At 58.5% G+C, this 16,494-nt stretch carries 20 protein-coding genes; 6 read left to right on the forward strand and 14 right to left on the reverse strand.

The annotated features are described in order from the left end of the window. Positions 1 to 18: 18 nt before the first annotated feature. The 5 genes from pheS to thrS all read right to left on the reverse strand — a co-directional run bounded on the left by pheS (position 19) and on the right by thrS (position 4,257). Complete coding sequence (gene pheS, locus HX807_RS23035) at positions 19 to 1,035, reverse strand: phenylalanine--tRNA ligase subunit alpha (RefSeq protein WP_003219939.1); 1,017 nt, start codon at positions 1,033 to 1,035, stop codon at positions 19 to 21. A 109-nt stretch (positions 1,036 to 1,144) separates the two neighbouring features. Then, positions 1,145 to 1,501, reverse strand: a complete 357-nt coding sequence (gene rplT / locus HX807_RS23040; RefSeq protein WP_003219940.1) for a 50S ribosomal protein L20 — start codon at positions 1,499 to 1,501, stop codon at positions 1,145 to 1,147. 28 nt (positions 1,502 to 1,529) lie between these two features. Beyond that, positions 1,530 to 1,724, reverse strand: coding sequence for a 50S ribosomal protein L35 (gene rpmI, locus HX807_RS23045; RefSeq protein ID WP_002553160.1), 195 nt, complete (start codon positions 1,722 to 1,724; stop codon positions 1,530 to 1,532). 59 nt (positions 1,725 to 1,783) lie between these two features. After that, positions 1,784 to 2,335, reverse strand: a complete 552-nt coding sequence (gene infC, locus HX807_RS23050) for a translation initiation factor IF-3 (protein ID WP_169875357.1) — start codon at positions 2,333 to 2,335, stop codon at positions 1,784 to 1,786. Then, positions 2,335 to 4,257 (reverse strand): threonine--tRNA ligase, encoded by a 1,923-nt coding sequence (gene thrS, locus HX807_RS23055; RefSeq protein ID WP_003219944.1) that lies wholly within the window; start codon positions 4,255 to 4,257, stop codon positions 2,335 to 2,337. The genes infC and thrS overlap by 1 nt, the downstream gene beginning before the upstream one ends. Before the next feature lie 364 nt (positions 4,258 to 4,621). On the opposite strand from thrS, the gene HX807_RS23060 reads away from it, so the two are divergent. Next, complete coding sequence (locus HX807_RS23060; RefSeq protein ID WP_080673250.1) at positions 4,622 to 4,936, forward strand: hypothetical protein; 315 nt, start codon at positions 4,622 to 4,624, stop codon at positions 4,934 to 4,936. A 289-nt stretch (positions 4,937 to 5,225) separates the two neighbouring features. After that, positions 5,226 to 5,438: a cold-shock protein gene (locus HX807_RS23065; RefSeq protein WP_003179963.1), complete on the forward strand. Its 213-nt coding sequence runs from the start codon at positions 5,226 to 5,228 to the stop codon at positions 5,436 to 5,438. Between the two features lie 73 nt (positions 5,439 to 5,511). Here HX807_RS23065 and HX807_RS23070 read toward each other — a convergent pair whose 3' ends face one another. Further along, a complete protein-coding gene (locus HX807_RS23070; RefSeq protein WP_003219948.1) occupies positions 5,512 to 5,832 on the reverse strand; it encodes an I78 family peptidase inhibitor in 321 nt (106 codons plus the stop codon). Positions 5,833 to 5,979: 147 nt separating this feature from the next. Beyond that, positions 5,980 to 6,285, reverse strand: a complete 306-nt coding sequence (locus HX807_RS23075) for a hypothetical protein (RefSeq protein ID WP_008438689.1) — start codon at positions 6,283 to 6,285, stop codon at positions 5,980 to 5,982. A 142-nt stretch (positions 6,286 to 6,427) separates the two neighbouring features. Here HX807_RS23075 and HX807_RS23080 point away from each other — a divergent pair, with 142 nt between their 5' ends. Next, entirely contained in the window at positions 6,428 to 6,640 is a 213-nt protein-coding gene (locus tag HX807_RS23080; RefSeq protein ID WP_003219951.1) for a hypothetical protein, read from the forward strand. Between the two features lie 33 nt (positions 6,641 to 6,673). Here the strand turns inward: HX807_RS23080 and HX807_RS23085 are convergent, their stop codons facing one another. From HX807_RS23085 to HX807_RS23115, 7 genes are read right to left on the reverse strand one after another with little or no spacing between them, the layout of a single operon-like run. After that, complete coding sequence (locus tag HX807_RS23085) at positions 6,674 to 7,702, reverse strand: nucleoside hydrolase (protein ID WP_102605112.1); 1,029 nt, start codon at positions 7,700 to 7,702, stop codon at positions 6,674 to 6,676. A 26-nt stretch (positions 7,703 to 7,728) separates the two neighbouring features. Further along, positions 7,729 to 8,133, reverse strand: a complete 405-nt coding sequence (gene rbsD, locus HX807_RS23090) for a D-ribose pyranase (protein WP_008438690.1) — start codon at positions 8,131 to 8,133, stop codon at positions 7,729 to 7,731. Beyond that, positions 8,130 to 9,047 carry a ribokinase gene (gene rbsK / locus HX807_RS23095; RefSeq protein ID WP_008438691.1) on the reverse strand — a complete coding sequence of 306 codons (918 nt, stop codon included), beginning with the start codon at positions 9,045 to 9,047 and terminating at the stop codon, positions 8,130 to 8,132. Before rbsK ends, rbsD begins: the two co-directional genes overlap by 4 nt. 23 nt (positions 9,048 to 9,070) lie before the next feature. Next, on the reverse strand, positions 9,071 to 10,093 hold the full coding sequence (locus HX807_RS23100) for a LacI family DNA-binding transcriptional regulator (RefSeq protein WP_003219958.1): 1,023 nt from the start codon (positions 10,091 to 10,093) through the stop codon (positions 9,071 to 9,073). 3 nt (positions 10,094 to 10,096) lie between these two features. Further along, positions 10,097 to 11,074 (reverse strand): ABC transporter permease, encoded by a 978-nt coding sequence (locus HX807_RS23105; protein WP_003219960.1) that lies wholly within the window; start codon positions 11,072 to 11,074, stop codon positions 10,097 to 10,099. Beyond that, complete coding sequence (locus tag HX807_RS23110; RefSeq protein WP_177051258.1) at positions 11,071 to 12,624, reverse strand: sugar ABC transporter ATP-binding protein; 1,554 nt, start codon at positions 12,622 to 12,624, stop codon at positions 11,071 to 11,073. The genes HX807_RS23105 and HX807_RS23110 overlap by 4 nt, the downstream gene beginning before the upstream one ends. 58 nt (positions 12,625 to 12,682) lie before the next feature. Further along, complete coding sequence (locus HX807_RS23115) at positions 12,683 to 13,642, reverse strand: sugar ABC transporter substrate-binding protein (protein WP_177009393.1); 960 nt, start codon at positions 13,640 to 13,642, stop codon at positions 12,683 to 12,685. Positions 13,643 to 14,208: 566 nt separating this feature from the next. On the opposite strand from HX807_RS23115, the gene HX807_RS23120 reads away from it, so the two are divergent. The 3 genes from HX807_RS23120 to HX807_RS23130 all read left to right on the forward strand — a co-directional run bounded on the left by HX807_RS23120 (position 14,209) and on the right by HX807_RS23130 (position 16,472). Then, positions 14,209 to 15,297 carry an asparaginase gene (locus HX807_RS23120; RefSeq protein WP_003219965.1) on the forward strand — a complete coding sequence of 363 codons (1,089 nt, stop codon included), beginning with the start codon at positions 14,209 to 14,211 and terminating at the stop codon, positions 15,295 to 15,297. Between the two features lie 229 nt (positions 15,298 to 15,526). Next, positions 15,527 to 15,778: a DUF1654 domain-containing protein gene (locus HX807_RS23125; protein WP_023659007.1), complete on the forward strand. Its 252-nt coding sequence runs from the start codon at positions 15,527 to 15,529 to the stop codon at positions 15,776 to 15,778. A 4-nt stretch (positions 15,779 to 15,782) separates the two neighbouring features. Then, complete coding sequence (locus tag HX807_RS23130; protein WP_003219970.1) at positions 15,783 to 16,472, forward strand: endonuclease; 690 nt, start codon at positions 15,783 to 15,785, stop codon at positions 16,470 to 16,472. Positions 16,473 to 16,494 lie beyond the last annotated feature (22 nt).

Raw genomic sequence — 16,494 nt, forward strand, 5'->3', positions numbered from 1 at the left:
CCTAAAGATCCGTTACGACTAGCGAAATTGCGCGAGGAACCGCAAGTCGTTGTCGAAGAACAGACGCAAGTCGTTCACGCCGTAACGCAGCATGGCCAGACGCTCAACGCCCATGCCGAAGGCAAAGCCCGAGAATTCTTCCGGGTCGATCCCGGACATGCGCAGCACGTTGGGGTGAACCATGCCGCAACCCATCACTTCCAGCCAGCCGGTCTGTTTGCAGACGCGGCAGCCTTTACCGCTGCACATCACGCATTCCATATCGACTTCAGCGGATGGCTCGGTGAACGGGAAGAATGAAGGACGGAAACGTACCGCCAGCTCCTTCTCGAAGAACACCCGCAGGAATTCTTCGATGGTGCCTTTGAGGTCGGCGAAGTTGATGTCGCGATCAACCAGCAGGCCTTCGACCTGGTGGAACATCGGCGAGTGGGTGATATCGGAGTCGCTGCGATACACACGGCCTGGGCAGACGATGCGGATCGGCGGCTTCTGCGATTCCATGGTGCGGACCTGTACCGGCGAGGTATGGGTGCGCAGCAGCATGTTCGCGTTGAAATAGAAGGTGTCATGCATCGACCGGGCCGGGTGGTGGCCTGGGATGTTGAGCGCCTCGAAGTTGTGATAGTCGTCTTCAACCTCAGGGCCTTCGGCAATGCCGTAGCCGATGTGGGTGAAGAACTGCTCGATACGTTCCAGAGTCCGGGTAATCGGATGCAGGCCGCCCGAGGTCTGGCCACGGCCAGGCAGGGTCACGTCAATGGATTCGGCGGCGAGCTTGGCCGCAAGATCAGCCTCCTCGAGCGACGCCTTGCGCGCATTGAGAACCTCTGTAACACGCTCCTTGGCCACGTTGATCAGCGCACCGACTTGCGGACGCTCTTCAGCCGGCAAATTCCCCAGGGTCTTCATCACCTGAGTCAATTCACCCTTTTTGCCAAGGTAGTGAACCCGGATTTGCTCCAGGGCATTGATATCTTCTGCGCTTTGCACAGCCTCTAGTGCTTGAGAGACCAGCGCATCCAGGTTTTCCATGTACAGACTCCAGATACAAAATAGGGGAAGAGCTTGAAGGCTCTTCCCCTATTTAAGACGTTTAACACCGTGGGCCGCGGAAACGACCCAGGGTGACTGTCGGGGATACTTAAGCCAAGGTGGCTTTAGCTTTCTCGACAATCGCAGCAAACGCCGCTTTTTCGTTCACTGCCAGATCAGCCAGAACCTTACGGTCGATCTCGATGGACGCTTTTTTCAGGCCAGCGATGAAACGGCTGTAGGACAGACCGTTAACACGTGCACCAGCGTTGATACGAGCGATCCACAGAGCGCGGAACTGACGTTTTTTCTGACGACGGTCACGGTAGGCGTATTGGCCAGCCTTGATAACCGCTTGCTTGGCAACACGGAATACGCGTGAACGCGCGCCGTAGTAGCCTTTAGCAAGTTTCAGAATTTTCTTGTGGCGCTTACGCGCCATGACGCCACGCTTTACACGAGCCATGAGTTACTTCCTCTATTCTTGACTAAAATTAACGAAGGCGCAGCATGCGCTCGACTTTTGCCACGTCAGACGGATGCAGCAAGCTGCTACCGCGCAGTTGACGCTTACGCTTGGTCGACATTTTAGTCAGGATGTGGCTCTTGAAAGCGTGCTTGTGCTTGATACCGTTAGCAGTTTTCAGAAACCGCTTAGCAGCACCACTTTTAGTTTTCATCTTTGGCATGTTCGGTACTCCGCATTCAGTTGATAAACATAATCAGAAGGCCTGCCGTGCCCTATTGATTACTTCTTCTTTTTCGGGGCGATGACCATAATAAGCTGGCGTCCTTCCATCTTAGGATGCTGTTCGACCGAACCGTACTCGAGCAGGTCAGCTTCAACCCGCTTGAGGAGTTCCATCCCCAGCTCCTGGTGGGCCATCTCACGGCCGCGGAATCGCAAGGATACCTTGGCCCTGTCCCCATCACTCAGGAAACGTACCAGGTTGCGCAGTTTTACCTGGTAATCCCCTTCCTCCGTCCCTGGACGAAACTTGATTTCTTTTACTTGAATCTGCTTCTGGTTCTTCTTCGCCGCGGCAATCTGCTTCTTCTTCTCGAAGATCGACTTGCCGTAGTCCATCACCCGGCAAACGGGTGGGATTGCGTCGGCGGAGATTTCCACCAGGTCCAATTTGGACTCTTCAGCAATACGAAGCGCTTCATCAATCGAGACGATGCCAATCTGCTCGCCGTCAGCGCCAATTAACCGAACCTCGCGTGCCGAGATATTCTCGTTGATCGGGGCTTTCGGTGCAGCTCGTTTATCTTGTCTCATTTCACGCTTAATAATAATTACTCCGAATCTGGGCGACCACGCCGGGAAACCGCTTGCGCGAGGAACTCAGCGAACTGGGCGACGGGCATCGAGCCCAGGTCAGCACCTTCACGAGTACGCACAGCGACAGTCTGCATCTCGACTTCCCGATCTCCGATAACCAAAAGATAGGGAACCTTGAGCAAAGTATGCTCGCGGATTTTAAAGCCGATCTTTTCATTTCTCAAGTCGGACTTGGCACGAAATCCGCTTTCATTGAGAGTTTTTTCAACTTCAGCGGCAAAATCTGCCTGTTTATCAGTGATATTCATGATCACTGCCTGGGTCGGAGCCAGCCACGCAGGGAATGCACCCTCGTAGTGCTCGATCAGGATCCCGACGAACCGTTCGAACGAGCCGAGGATCGCCCGGTGCAGCATAACCGGGTGTTTACGGCTGTTGTCTTCGGAGACGTATTCGGCTCCCAGACGGATCGGCAGGTTAAAATCGAGCTGCAGGGTACCACACTGCCAGACGCGACCAAGGCAATCTTTCAGCGAGAACTCGATCTTCGGACCGTAGAACGCGCCCTCGCCCGGCTGCAAGTCGTACGCAAGCCCCGCACTGTCCAGCGCTGCGGCCAGTGCAGCTTCGGCTCGGTCCCACAGCTCGTCGGAACCGACGCGTTTTTCCGGACGAGTGGACAGCTTCATCTCGACTTCGGTGAAACCGAAATCGCGGTACACGTCCATGGTCAGCTTGATGAATGCAGCGGATTCAGCTTGCATCTGCTCTTCGGTGCAGAAGATGTGGGCGTCATCCTGAGTGAAGCCGCGCACGCGCATGATGCCGTGCAGTGCACCCGATGGCTCGTTACGGTGGCAGGCACCGAACTCGGCCAGGCGCATCGGCAACTCGCGGTAGCTCTTCAGGCCCTGGTTGAACACCTGTACGTGGCACGGGCAGTTCATCGGCTTGATGGCGTAATCGCGGTTTTCCGACTGGGTGGTAAACATGTTGTCGGCGTAGTTGGCCCAGTGCCCGGATTTCTCCCACAGGCTGCGGTCAACGACTTGCGGCGTCTTGATCTCCAGGTAGCCGTTGTCGCGCTGAACCTTGCGCATGTACTGCTCGAGCACCTGGTACAGGGTCCAGCCGTTCGGGTGCCAGAACACCATGCCCGGCGCTTCTTCCTGGAGGTGGAACAGGTTCAGGCGCTTGCCGATCTTGCGATGGTCGCGTTTTTCGGCTTCTTCGATGCGCTGGATGTAGGCCGCCAGCTGCTTCTTGTCAGCCCAGGCAGTGCCGTAGATCCGCTGCAGTTGTTCGTTCTTCGCGTCACCGCGCCAGTAGGCACCGGACAGCTTGGTCAGCTTGAACGACTTGAGGAAGCGTGTGTTCGGCACATGCGGGCCACGGCACATGTCGACATATTCTTCGTGGTAATACAGGCCCATGGCCTGCTCGTCCGGCATGTCTTCCACCAGGCGCAGCTTGTAGTCTTCGCCGCGGGCAGTGAACACGTCGATCACTTCGGCACGCGGAGTGACTTTCTTGATGACGTCGTAATCTTTTTCGATCAGCGCGTGCATGCGCTGCTCGATAGCCGCCAGGTCGTCCGGGGTGAAAGGACGCTCGTAGGCGATGTCGTAATAGAAGCCTTCGTCGATGACCGGGCCGATGACCATCTTCGCGGTTGGGTACAGCTGCTTGACCGCATGGCCAATCAGGTGCGCGCAAGAGTGGCGAATGATCTCCAGCCCCTCTTGATCCTTGGGCGTGATGATTTGCAGGCTGGCATCGCCGGTGATCAGGTCGCTGGCGTCGACCAGCTTGCCGTCGACCTTGCCGGCCACGGTGGCCTTGGCCAGGCCGGCACCAATGGATGCGGCGACCTCGGCTACGGAAACCGAATGATCGAATGAACGTTGACTGCCGTCGGGAAGAGTAATAGTTGGCATGGCGCCTCCTCTCCTAGTGGTGACCCCTACCAAAGGTCACGTGGGTTGGGATGAGCCAGTACAAGATCCAATACCAGGCCGTTCAGTGATGAACGCCTGCCTTACAGCGGCAGGAGCCTTTCGGCCAACCGATAATCGAACCAGAGTGACTGGAGTTAAACAAAAAAGACCTTGGCAAGGCGGCATAGGGCGCGCCGGAAAATAGCCAAGCGAAAGATGCTAGCACAGATGAACGGTCATGGCGCCGAAGCCGCTTCACGAAACGAAAATTCCCGGCTTTTAAGGGCAAAAGTGAACTTGAACTGTACGGCAGCCCTCAAACACACCGAGAATCGCCGTTCGTCCACGACTCCAGGAGCATTTGATTATGCGTTTTACCTCGACTTTCGCCCTTGCTGCATCCCTGACCCTCATGTCTCTGGGTGCGCACGCCGCAGCCCCGTCGAACTGGCCTGCCGGTGCGCGGGACAGCTTCATCAAGGATTGCAGCGCAGCCGCCCAGCAAAGTGTTGATGCCAAAACCGCCAAAGACCACTGTGAATGTGGCGCGGACAAAATCAATGCCGAATTGAGCAGTGCCGAAATCAAGGAACTCATGACCAACCAGAACGCAGATCCTGCGCTCAAGACCAAAGCTGTGACGGCTATTTCGTCCTGCAAAGTCGTGAAGAAAAAGTAATTTTTACACCCTGCCAGACCGGCTGAAGGACCAGAAATCGCCATGAAAACTGCCATTTCTCACAAATTACGCAGCTTTTACGGCTTTTTTTAACAGCTGATATTTCGCCTGAAAGCCCCGTAGATCGGGGCTTTCAGCCAACCAAGGCATGAAACACAACGCGATTGACTAGCAAACAATGCCTTGGGGGGGCTCCCAAGCCGAACATTTCGACTATGATAGCTCGGTGTGCCCAGTTGGCCTGAGCAGCACAGCACTACTGAAAATATATGTTTCTTGGAGATACACCATGTCTAATCGCCAAACCGGCACCGTTAAATGGTTCAACGATGAAAAAGGCTTCGGCTTCATCACTCCTCAAGGTGGCGGTGACGACCTGTTCGTACACTTCAAAGCTATCGAAAGCGACGGTTTCAAAAGCCTGAAAGAAGGCCAAACCGTTTCCTTCGTGGCTGAGAAAGGCCAAAAGGGTATGCAAGCTGCACAGGTTCGCCCAGAGTAATTCTGCGCCGAACTAAAAAAACCCCGTCCATGTGACGGGGTTTTTTATGGCCTGGAGAAAAGCGCTGGAGCAATCAGCCGCAATTGACCCGATTGATCACAAGGCTGTCATCGGTATTGAGGTTCAGGCGATCGGAGCGGTATTCCAGCGTGACCATGTCATCTGGCTTGAGAATGCGTGCGTTCTGCGCTCCGGCGCGGCTACGGGCCTGTTCCAGCAATTGTGGCGAAGCTTTCTGGCCGATTGCGAACTCGGCAGCCTTCGCCTCACAGCGGCTATGACCAGCATCGGTCACGGCAGTGTCTTTGGCTGGCTCAGAGGTACCCGGGGTGCTGCAACCCGACAAGGCGAGCGCAGCCAACAAAGTACCGAATGATGCGAGCTTCCAAGGCATGAAGCCTCCTTTGAGAAAAAATGGACAGAGATCGTGCGACCGTGGTTTGGCCGATTGGTTTCAGAATTGTCACAATTGGCTGTGGGCCAGTCTGCCTGAGTCGACACCGGGCGCTGGCGAATCAATCGTCACCAGATATGAACGCACTCAGTAGATGTCGATGTAATCAAACGGCGGCGTTGGCCAGTTCTGCTTGAGCGCGTTGAAAATCTGCATCACCCACACCTCGTCGCTGGCTGCGACGTTGCCGACATAACCCGAACCCGCCGCCCAGGTCTCCAGGCGGAACAGAAGGCCGTCGATATCGACGCCACCCACCACGCCCGAAGAAATGTAGGCAATACCGGCCTTGGTAACGCGCAATTGGGTGTGAACGTTGTCACTGGCGGACGCAAGCAGCTGCCGCACAGCGTCCAGCGTCAGGTTGTCGGGGTTGTTCAAGTCGATCTGCACGCGGTTTGCCCTGGCAATTAAACAGGCGGACAGTGTCGCACAGCCCTCCCCTCATGCCTAAGTAGCAGTGCCAAACACGGCGCAAAATGGTTAACTCCACACGCAGAACGCACTAACCGCCTTTCAGCCTCGCGAGACACCCATGACCATCGTCACGATCCACGCCGACATCAAAGCCAAGTGGCCCCACGGGCAAAGCTCCTACAGCCCGGGCAGCCCGGAGGAGTTGGCAATCATCGGTATCGACCTGCTGGTCAAGGAACTGGGCACACAAGCCGCGCAGGCATTCATCGGCCAGGTATTCGAGAAATACCCGGCCGATCACATGGGGGCGCCAGACCCCGAGCGCGAATAAGACCCGGCCGACGAACGTCGACCGGCAGGCTGTTTACTTCAGGCGACCAAGGCGTTCGGTCAGCAGATCGAAGAAGCCCTGGGCATCGCCACTTTCAACCCAGAACGCGTTCTTCGGTTGTTTCAGGCCATCGTACCAGTCGACGATGGTCTGGCCGAAGGTCGGGCCTTCACGGCTGTCCACCACCACGTTGACCTCACGGCCGCTGAACAGCGCAGGCTTGAGCAGGTAGGCAATGACGGTAGCGTCATGCACCGGGCCGCCCGGGATGCCGTAGTGCTCCATGTCGCCCTTGACGTATTCATTGAGAATATCGCCCACCACCTTGCTCGCGTTGTTGTTCAGCGCAGCGATTTGCTTCAGGCGTGCGTCGCTGGTCAGGACCTTGTGGGTCACGTCCAACGGCAGGTAGGTCAGCTTGACGCCGCTCTTGAGCACGATCTCGGCCGCGATCGGGTCGGCGAACAGGTTGAACTCGGCCACCGGCGTGATATTGCCGCCGTTGAAGTGCGCGCCGCCCATCACCACCACTTCCTTGATGCCTTGAGTGATCTCCGGCGCCTGGGTCAATGCCAGCGCCAGGTTGGTCTGCGGACCGAGCATGGCGATGGTGATGCTGTGGGGCTTGGCGGTGCTGAGGGTCTTGATCAGGTAATCAACGGCATTGCCTTCGGCCAGGCCTTTTTTCGGCTCATGCACGGTGACGCCGGAGATGCCTTCCTTGCCATGGATGTTTTCAGCGTAGATCGGCGTGCGCAGCATCGGTTTCGGTGCACCGGCATATACCGGGATGTCCTCGCGCCCTGCCCATTCGCGGGCCAGGCGTGCGTTGCGGGAGGTCTTGTCGAGGCGCACGTTACCGGCAACGGTGGTCAGCGCGCGGATCTGCAGTTCATCGGGCGAAGCCATGGCGAACAGCAAGGCAACCACGTCGTCGGCACCGGGGTCGGTGTCGATGATCAGGTCGATTTTTTCCGCCGCGTGGGCGCTTGCAGCAGTTAGCACGGACAAAAGCAGCACACTCCGGAACAGGTGTCGCAGGGTTTGGGTACCACGTTGCATGACGCACTCCTTGTCGTTGGGGAATTCTAGAACGTTACGCCGGAAACCAGCGCGATATTGCAGTAGGGCTGGCACTCGCCGGTGCGCACCACCGCCCTCGCCTTGCGGCTGAGCTGCTTGAACTCTTCATGGCTGACCAGGCGGCGCTCGCCGAGGGCGGCCTGTTCGGTCAGGGTATTGAGATCCGCCAGGGCCGGCGGTTGCTTGAGCAGGATTTCTTCCGCGAGCACGTGGCTTTCCACCTGCATCTCGCTGAGGACGATGCGCAAGGTACTGACGAAATCCGGAATGCCTTTGGTCAGCGCCAGGTCGATCAGCTCGACACCCGGCGGCACCGGCAAGCCGGCATCACCGATCACCAGAATGTCGCCATGGCCAAGGGATGCGATCACCCGCGACAGCGCGATATTGAGCAAGGGAGTCTTTTTCATGAGGGCACAAAACCTTGGACGTCATGCAATGTGGGAATAGAGGGTTGCGCACCCGCGCGGGTCACGGACAGCGCGGCGGCTACCTGGCCGAAACGAATGGCTTCGGCCTCGCTCCTGCCGTTGGCCAGCGCGGCTGCGAAACCGCCGACGAAGGTGTCACCGGCAGCCGTGGTATCGACCGCCTTGACCTTGGGCGCGACCAGGTGCTCGAAGCCTTGGCCATCGGCAAACAACGCGCCTTCGGAGCCGAGGGTAATGATCACTTTGCCAGCACCGGCCTTGATCAGGCGCGTGGCGGCGGCCTTGGCGCTGTCCAGCGAGTCGACCACCACGCCGCTCAAGGCCGAGGCTTCGCTTTCATTGGGAATCAGGTAGTCGATGGCGGCGTACCAATCCTCGGGCAGCGGACCACTGGCCGGCGCCGGGTTCAGGATCACCGTCTTGCCCAGCTCGCGACCGCGCTTGAGGGCATGGCCGACAGTCTCCATCGGCGTTTCCAGCTGGCAGACAATCACGTCGGCAGCCTGCAGCACACTGTCAAATGCCTGTAATTTGGCTGGGGTCAGCTCGCCATTGCTACCGGCGACAATAACGATCGCATTCTGGCTGCTGTCATCCACCACGATCAGCGCCACGCCGCTGGAACCGTCGACGGTGCTGACGGCCTGGCAATCAATGCCCTCCACCAGCAACGCGTCGCGCAATTGCGCGCCATAGGCATCGGTACCCACGCAGCCGACCATGGCGACCTCAGCCCCGAGGCGCGCCGAAGCGACCGCCTGGTTCGCGCCCTTGCCGCCGGGAACGGTGGAAAACGATTGGCCGATCAGAGTTTCACCGGCGCGGGGCAGCCGGCTGGCCCGGGTGACCAGGTCCATGTTCAGGCTGCCTATTACCACTACTTTTGCTGGCATACATCAATACTCATCAATTCGGTTCAGCGGTATTGGGCAAACACACCGGCCAACGGCGCCGTCGACTCGCGCAGGACAATACTCGGCGTCACGATGCGTTGATCGATCGGCAATTGGGGTGTCGCAATTCGTCGCAGTAAAAGCTCGGCCGCCATCTCTCCCAGCTGCAGGATCGACTGGCCCACGGTGGTCAGCGCCGGGTACACGTACTGGCTCATCTGGATATCATCAAACCCGATCACCGACAGCTCACCGGGCACCCGGATATTACGTTCGGCAGCGGCGCGCAAGACGCCGAAGCCAATCATGTCGTTGCCGGCAAAAATCGCGCTGGGGGGATTATCCGCCAGCAATTGCGCCGCGGCCGCGTAACCACCGGTACTGGTGAAATCACTTTCCAGCACACGGCCGGCCGGCACTTCGAGCCCCGCCTCGGCCAAGGCGCGGTAGTAGCCCGCCATCCGCATTTGCGCCACGCGGGTATGACTCGGGCCACCAATGCAGGCAATGTCGCGATGACCCAGATCGAGCAAGTGCCGGGTCGCCAGGTAAGCACCCTGTTCGTGGTCGATGCGCACCAGGTCGACATCGATCCCGTCCAGTGCACGGTCGACGATGACCATCGGCGTGCGCACCGCCTTGAGGCCTGTCGCCAGGCCGCTGTCGTCGCCGCCCACCGAGGTCACGATCAAGCCGTCGATGCGTTTTTCCAGCAGCACCCTCAGGTAGCTGCGCTGCTTTTCAGCATTATCGTCGGAGTTGCAGAGGATCACGCAATAGCCGTTACGCTCGCAGTAATCCTCGATGCCCCGGGCCAGTTCCGCAAAATACGGGTTGAGGCTGTTGGGCACCAACAGGCCGATGGTGGCTGTGGTCTTGGCCTTCAGCGAGCGCGCGACCGCACTGGGTACATAGTCGAGCTGCTTGATGGCCGCCTCGACCTTGATCCGTACCGGCTCGCTGACCGGGCGCGTCTTGTTCACCACATGAGACACCGTGGTGTAGGAAATCCCCGCCAGCGCGGCCACATCCTTGATCGTTGCCATGGCTCAGGCTCGCCGACTGGCGCGCTGGCTGCGGTAAGTATCGAGCACCACCGCGATCACGATCACGGCACCGGTGATGATACGTTTGGTCGGCTCGGTGGCGCCAATCTGCGCCAGCCCTGCCGCCAGTACCGAGATGATCAGCACGCCGAAGAAGGTACTGATGACCGAGCCACGCCCGCCCATCAGGCTGGTGCCACCGATCACTACCGCAGCGATCACTTGCAGCTCCAGGCCGGAACCGGCGTTGGGATCGGCCGCTTCCAGGCGCGAAATCTGGAACAGCGCCGCCACACCCGCCAGCAGGCCCATCAGGCTGAACACCAGGATCTTGTAGGGCTTGGGATTGATACCCGCCAGGCGCACGGCCTCTTCGTTGGTGCCAATGCCGATCAGGTAGCGACCGAACACGGTACGGGTCAGCACCAGCTGCGCGGCGATGATCACCAGCAACGCGATGATGAACGAAGGTGAAATGCCGAACGCCACCGGGTTGGACAGCCAGGCAAACGAATCACCGATGTATGCGGTACGCGAGCCGGTCATCTGGTACGCCACGCCGCGCGCCATTTCCAGCACGCCGAGGGACACGATGAATGACGGGATCCGCCAGGCCACTGTGATCGAACCGGTAATGGTCCCGGCCAACGCGGCGCAGCCCATGCCCAGCACGGCTGCCGGCAACACACTCCAGCCCCAGCCGAGAATCGCCACACTGACGGCCGATGCGGCCAGGGCCAGCACGGAGCCTACCGACAGGTCGATGCCGCCGATGATCAGCACGAAGGTCATGCCGACTGCCAACACCATCAGGTCGGGAATCTGGTTGGCCAGGGTGCTGAAGGTGTCGTACGAGAGGAAGTGGTCGCTCAGGAACGAGAACAGCGCAATCATCGCCAGCAAGGCGCCGGCCAGGCCCAGGTAGGTGCCCAGGCCATAGAAGTTGCCGCCACGTTTTGCGGGGGAGGAAGTGGTTTTCATGGGGTATTCCTAGGCGCTGCGTCGTTGAGCAGCGCATCACGTTTCTGATAGCCGGCAAAAGCAGCGGCAAGCAATTCGTCCTGGGTCCAGCTGTCGCGCTCGAAGGTCTCGATCAGGCGCCCGGCGGAAAGTACGCCGATGCGGTCGCAGATCAGCATCAACTCACGCAGGTCGCTGGACACCACCACCAGCGCCTTGCCCTGGCGGGTCAGGTCGCCGAGCAACGCATAGATATCGAATTTGGCGCCGACGTCGATGCCTCGGGTCGGTTCATCGAACAGCATCACCGCGCAATCGCGCTCCAGCCAGCGGCCAATCACCACCTTCTGCTGGTTGCCACCCGACAGCTCGGACACCAGCTGCGCTGGACTGGAACTGCGGATACGCATGGCGTCCACCTGGCGCTTGGCCAAGGCCGTTTCGTCACGACTGTTCACCAGGCCACCGCTGGACACCTTCGGCATGTTGCCCAAGGCAATGTTGGCGCCGATGGATTGGGTCAGCAGCAGGCCTTCGCCCTTGCGGTCTTCGGTGATCAGGGCGATGCCATGGCCAACCGCGTCGACGGGCGAGCGAATGCTGACGACTTGCGCAGGTGTGCCCAGGGCCACGGTGCCGCTGTCGGCCAGGTCGGCGCCGAAGATCAGGCGCAGCAATTCCGTACGACCCGCACCGATCAGGCCGGAGATGCCGTAGATTTCGCCGGCACGCACTTCAAACGACACGTCGCGGACCTTGTCCGAGCGGGTCAGGCCTTTTACCGTCAACAGCGGCGCGCCGATGGTGCGCGGGCCCAGGTCGATTTTCTCGCCCAGTTCGCGGCCCACCATCAGCGTGACCAGTTGCTCACTGTTGTAGTTGGCCATCGGCTCGACACACACCAGCTTGCCGTCACGCAGCACCGCAATGCGCTGGGCAACCCGGGCCAGTTCTTCGAGCCGGTGGGAAATATAGATAATCGCCACGCCCCGGGCCTGCAGGCGGGTGATTTGTTCGAACAGCATCTCGACTTCACGGGCGGTCAGCATCGCCGTAGGTTCATCGAGGATCAGTACGTGGCAGTCGCCAATCAGGTTGCGGGCGATCTCGACCATCTGTTGGTGGCCGATGCCGAGGCTGCCGACCAGGGTGTCCGGGTCGATAGCGTCCAGGCCGACCTGGGCCATGGCTTCAATGGCGGCCTTGCGCAGTTGCTTGCGGCTGATCCAGCCACCGTGGCTGGGCAGGTTATCGAGGAACAGGTTTTCAGCGACCGTCAGGGTTGGCAGCAGGTTAAGCTCCTGCATGACCATGCGGATGCCCTGCTCTTCAGCCTGGGTCCGGCTGCCTGGCGTGTAGGCCTGGCCATTGAACTGCATCTGGCCGTCGGTCGGGGTAACCAGCCCGCCGATGATTTTCGACAGGGTGCTTTTCCCCGCGCCATTCTCACCGGTAAGCGCCAACACTTCCCCACGATTGAGCGTCAGGGTGATGTCGGACAGAACCGGTTGGGCATAGGTCTTGCCGATACCGCTGACCGAGAGGACAGAGTTCGGTGCGGAAGATGACATAGGAACGTCTCCAGGCGTCCGCTCGGGTGAGCGGACGCTGTTTTGTGCTGCCGGGGAATTACTTCTTGAGGATGAGTTCGACCGGGGTTTCGATCATGCCATCCACGGCATCGACTTTTTCACCCTTGACCAGCTTCAGAGCGTTCTGGATACCGAAAACGGCTTGCTGGGCAGCAGCCTGGTCGGCGGTGGCCAGGACACGGCCGTCCTGCAGCATCGGCTTGATGGCCTCGATGTTGTCGTAGCCTACGACCAGCACCTTGCCAGCCTTGCCGGCGCCACGTACGGCGGATACTGCGCCCAGTGCCATGTTGTCGTTACCGGCCAGCAGCGCCTTGATGTTCGGGTTTGCCTGGAGCATGGCAGCGGCAATCGCGTTGCCCTTGTCGATTTCCCACTCACCGGATTGGGTGGAGACGATCTTCATGCCGGCGGCATCCATCGCGTCCTTGAAGCCAGCGGTACGCTGCTGGGCGTTGGTGGTGGTGGACACACCTTCGATGATGCCAACCTGGTCACCCTTGGTGAGGTGCTTGGCCAGTTCTTCACCGACCAGGCGCGCGCCCTTGCGGTTGTCTGGACCTACGAACGGGATATCAAGGTTTTTGCTTTTCAGTACATCCACATCCAGACGGTTGTCGATGTTGACGACCTTGATGCCTTTGTCAGAGGCCTTTTTCAGCACGGTGACCAGGGCTTTCGAGTCGGCGGGAGCAATGACGATCGCGTCAACCTTGGACAGGATCATCTGATTGACGATATCGATCTGAGCACTGGTATCGGTTTCGTTCTTGATCCCGTTGGTGATCATGTCGAAGTCGGCGGCGTGGGCTTTCTGGTATTCCTTGGCACCGTCCTGCATGGTGACGAAGAATTCGTTGGCGAGGGATTTCATGACCAGGCCGACCTTGGGTTTGGCGGCGGTCTCGGCAGCAAATGCAGAGGAAAGAGGCAGGGCAGCGGATGCGGCAGCAAGCACAGCGACAGCAAGAAGACGTCCAGCAAATGGCAGCTTCATGGGTTCACTCCGATCTTATGATTATTGTGAGCAACGCTTGCACCGAAGAACGCTTCGGCAGCCAACCCACCCGGGAGGCTGATACGAGCTTTCACGACACTCGAGGAGGACCCCGTGAAACATCTCGCAAACGTTTGCGTTAGGTCAAACTATGAGAAGCTTGTCGAGATTTGTCAACGGGAGAAAACAGCCTTTTGATGAATCCGCTTTACGCCCTGCCCTCGAAGCCATCCGGTACCCCCTTTAAACATCCGCGTTGCTGGATCGTTCTCTGAAACGACAGGTCGCGGCGTTCCTCCTGCGTTTAAACCCAAACTTTTCCGTCATCCTTTTCGGACAACCGAACACCTGCGCACCGCTTTGTTCGGAAAGCCGGACAGAAGACCAAGCCATTTACTTACAAATCAAACAAATATAGATATAAATCAATAGGTTAAATTCTATTGCCCAACAAAATCCCGCTGGTACAAATCCTGCTCTTACTCAGCACCTCGTGGCGCTCAGAACCGCCCGGGTGTTTCTAGATGAACCTGCATCAGCACTCATCAAAACTAGAGAGAAGAATAATGAAATCTGCGTTGAAAACTTTCGTACCGGGCGCGTTAGCCCTCCTGCTGTTGTTCCCCGTTGCCGCTCAGGCAAAAGAAGCTGAAACCCAGCAAAAACTGTCCAACGTGGTGATCCTTGCCACCGGCGGCACCATCGCCGGCGCCGGCGCCAGCGCGGCCAACAGTGCGACCTACCAGGCCGCCAAGGTCGGCATCGAACAATTGATCGCCGGTGTTCCTGAGCTTAGCCAGATCGCCAATGTCCGCGGCGAACAAGTATTGCAAATTGCCTCCGAAAGCATCACCAACGAAAACCTCCTGCAACTGGGTCGTCGTGTCGCCGAACTGGCCGACAGCAAGGACGTCGACGGCATCGTGATCACCCACGGTACCGACACCCTGGAAGAGACTGCCTACTTCCTCAACCTGGTGGAAAAGACCGACAAGCCAATCGTCGTGGTCGGCTCGATGCGCCCAGGCACCGCCATGTCGGCTGATGGCATGCTCAACCTGTACAACGCCGTTGCCGTCGCCGGCAGCAAGGACGCCCGCGGCAAAGGCGTACTGGTGACCATGAACGACGAGATCCAGTCGGGTCGCGACGTCAGCAAGATGATCAACATCAAGACTGAAGCGTTCAAGAGCCCATGGGGCCCGCTGGGCATGGTGGTTGAAGGCAAATCCTACTGGTTCCGCCTGCCAGCCAAGCGTCACACCATGAACTCGGAATTCGACATCAAGACCATCAAAAGCCTGCCGGACGTCGAAATCGCCTATTCCTATGGCAATGTAAGCGACACCGCCTACAAGGCCCTGGCCCAGGCCGGCGCGAAAGCCATCATCCACGCCGGTACCGGCAATGGTTCGGTGTCGTCCAAGGTGGTGCCTGCCCTGCAGGAACTGCGCAAGCAAGGCGTACAGATCATTCGCTCTTCCCACGTGAATGCCGGTGGTTTCGTTCTGCGTAACGCCGAACAACCAGACGACAAATACGACTGGGTAGTTGCCCATGACCTGAACCCGCAGAAAGCCCGCATCCTGGCCATGGTCGCCCTGACCAAGACCCAGGACAGCAAGGAACTGCAACGGATGTTCTGGGAATATTGATCGCTCCCGGGCCCGGCCGGCAACGGTTGGGCCATCCCGCTCGTGGCGTACCGCGAGCGGGTCTGATTTCCTCCGCTTTACCCCCGCGCAAAAAAACCTTTGAAAAACAAAGCGTTCCTACACCAAATCGGCAAAACCACTGTCAGAAGAAATTCTTGAATTTTAAGCAGTTGCGAAATTGCCCACAGTTAAATACTGTATGCACGTACAGCCTAATAAGGAATACTCCGTGGCAAAGCCCTCTTCCGCAGCACCAACACCTCCTGATGCCTACCAACGACTGGCCGTTCGAGTGCAGAAAATCATCAACTCCACCAATGCCCAAAAAAACAAGGCGGCGTTGATTTTTCGTTTGCCGGAGGAACCGGAAGACGAGTGGGCACGACTACTGGAAGAGATAGCAGAAAACGATAACGTCACCCTCGCTTATCGCGATGACGGCGGCGTGCAGATTTTCTGGGTTGTGCCGAAGGAAGATTGAGTCAATGAGTGTCCGTTTTATCAGTGTGTTGTTCGTGTTTTTTGCTGTCACCGCTCACGCCCAAGCCCCCAGGACGTTCAGCGAAGCCAAGAAAATCGCCTGGAAACTGTATGAACCGCAATCCACGGAGTTCTATTGCGGCTGCAAATACAACGGCAACCGGGTAGACCTGAAAGCCTGCGGCTATATCCCGCGCAAAAACGCCAACCGGGCGGCACGTATTGAATGGGAACACATTGTTCCGGCCTGGCAGATCGGCCATCAGCGCCAGTGCTGGCAGGATGGCGGGCGCAAGAACTGCACCCGCAAGGACGCGGTCTACAAGCGGGCCGAAGCCGACCTGCACAACCTGGTGCCGAGCATCGGCGAGGTGAATGGCGACCGAAACAATTTCAGTTTTGGCTGGCTGCCGGTACAAAGCGGCCAATATGGATCATGCCTGACCCAGGTGGACTTCAAGGCCAAGAAGGTCATGCCCCGCCCTTCCATTCGCGGCATGATCGCCCGAACCTATTTCTATATGAGCAAGCAGTATGGCCTGCGCCTGTCGAAACAGGATCGCCAGCTGTATGAAGCCTGGAACAAGACCTACCCGGTACAGCCCTGGGAACGCCAGCGCAATCAAACCGTGGCGTGCGTGATGGGGCGCGGCAATGAATTTGTCGGCCCGGTGAACTTGAAAGCCTGCGGCTGAACGAAAAAAGCGGGAGCGCCAT

The sequence above is a fragment of the Pseudomonas sp. D8002 genome (genome assembly GCF_013385695.1).
Classification (GTDB): domain Bacteria; phylum Pseudomonadota; class Gammaproteobacteria; order Pseudomonadales; family Pseudomonadaceae; genus Aquipseudomonas.

Coding starts and splice junctions, on each gene's coding strand:
- pheS (WP_003219939.1), bottom strand. CDS start 1,035: ATGGAAAACCTGGATGCGCTGGTCTCTCAAGCACTAGAGGCTGTGCAA.
- rplT (WP_003219940.1), bottom strand. CDS start 1,501: ATGGCTCGTGTAAAGCGTGGCGTCATGGCGCGTAAGCGCCACAAGAAA.
- rpmI (WP_002553160.1), bottom strand. CDS start 1,724: ATGCCAAAGATGAAAACTAAAAGTGGTGCTGCTAAGCGGTTTCTGAAA.
- thrS (WP_003219944.1), bottom strand. CDS start 4,257: ATGCCAACTATTACTCTTCCCGACGGCAGTCAACGTTCATTCGATCAT.
- HX807_RS23065 (WP_003179963.1), top strand. CDS start 5,226: ATGTCTAATCGCCAAACCGGCACCGTTAAATGGTTCAACGATGAAAAA.
- HX807_RS23070 (WP_003219948.1), bottom strand. CDS start 5,832: ATGCCTTGGAAGCTCGCATCATTCGGTACTTTGTTGGCTGCGCTCGCC.
- HX807_RS23080 (WP_003219951.1), top strand. CDS start 6,428: ATGACCATCGTCACGATCCACGCCGACATCAAAGCCAAGTGGCCCCAC.
- HX807_RS23085 (WP_102605112.1), bottom strand. CDS start 7,702: ATGCAACGTGGTACCCAAACCCTGCGACACCTGTTCCGGAGTGTGCTG.
- rbsD (WP_008438690.1), bottom strand. CDS start 8,133: ATGAAAAAGACTCCCTTGCTCAATATCGCGCTGTCGCGGGTGATCGCA.
- rbsK (WP_008438691.1), bottom strand. CDS start 9,047: ATGCCAGCAAAAGTAGTGGTAATAGGCAGCCTGAACATGGACCTGGTC.
- HX807_RS23100 (WP_003219958.1), bottom strand. CDS start 10,093: ATGGCAACGATCAAGGATGTGGCCGCGCTGGCGGGGATTTCCTACACC.
- HX807_RS23105 (WP_003219960.1), bottom strand. CDS start 11,074: ATGAAAACCACTTCCTCCCCCGCAAAACGTGGCGGCAACTTCTATGGC.
- HX807_RS23110 (WP_177051258.1), bottom strand. CDS start 12,624: ATGTCATCTTCCGCACCGAACTCTGTCCTCTCGGTCAGCGGTATCGGC.
- HX807_RS23115 (WP_177009393.1), bottom strand. CDS start 13,642: ATGAAGCTGCCATTTGCTGGACGTCTTCTTGCTGTCGCTGTGCTTGCT.
- HX807_RS23120 (WP_003219965.1), top strand. CDS start 14,209: ATGAAATCTGCGTTGAAAACTTTCGTACCGGGCGCGTTAGCCCTCCTG.
- HX807_RS23130 (WP_003219970.1), top strand. CDS start 15,783: ATGAGTGTCCGTTTTATCAGTGTGTTGTTCGTGTTTTTTGCTGTCACC.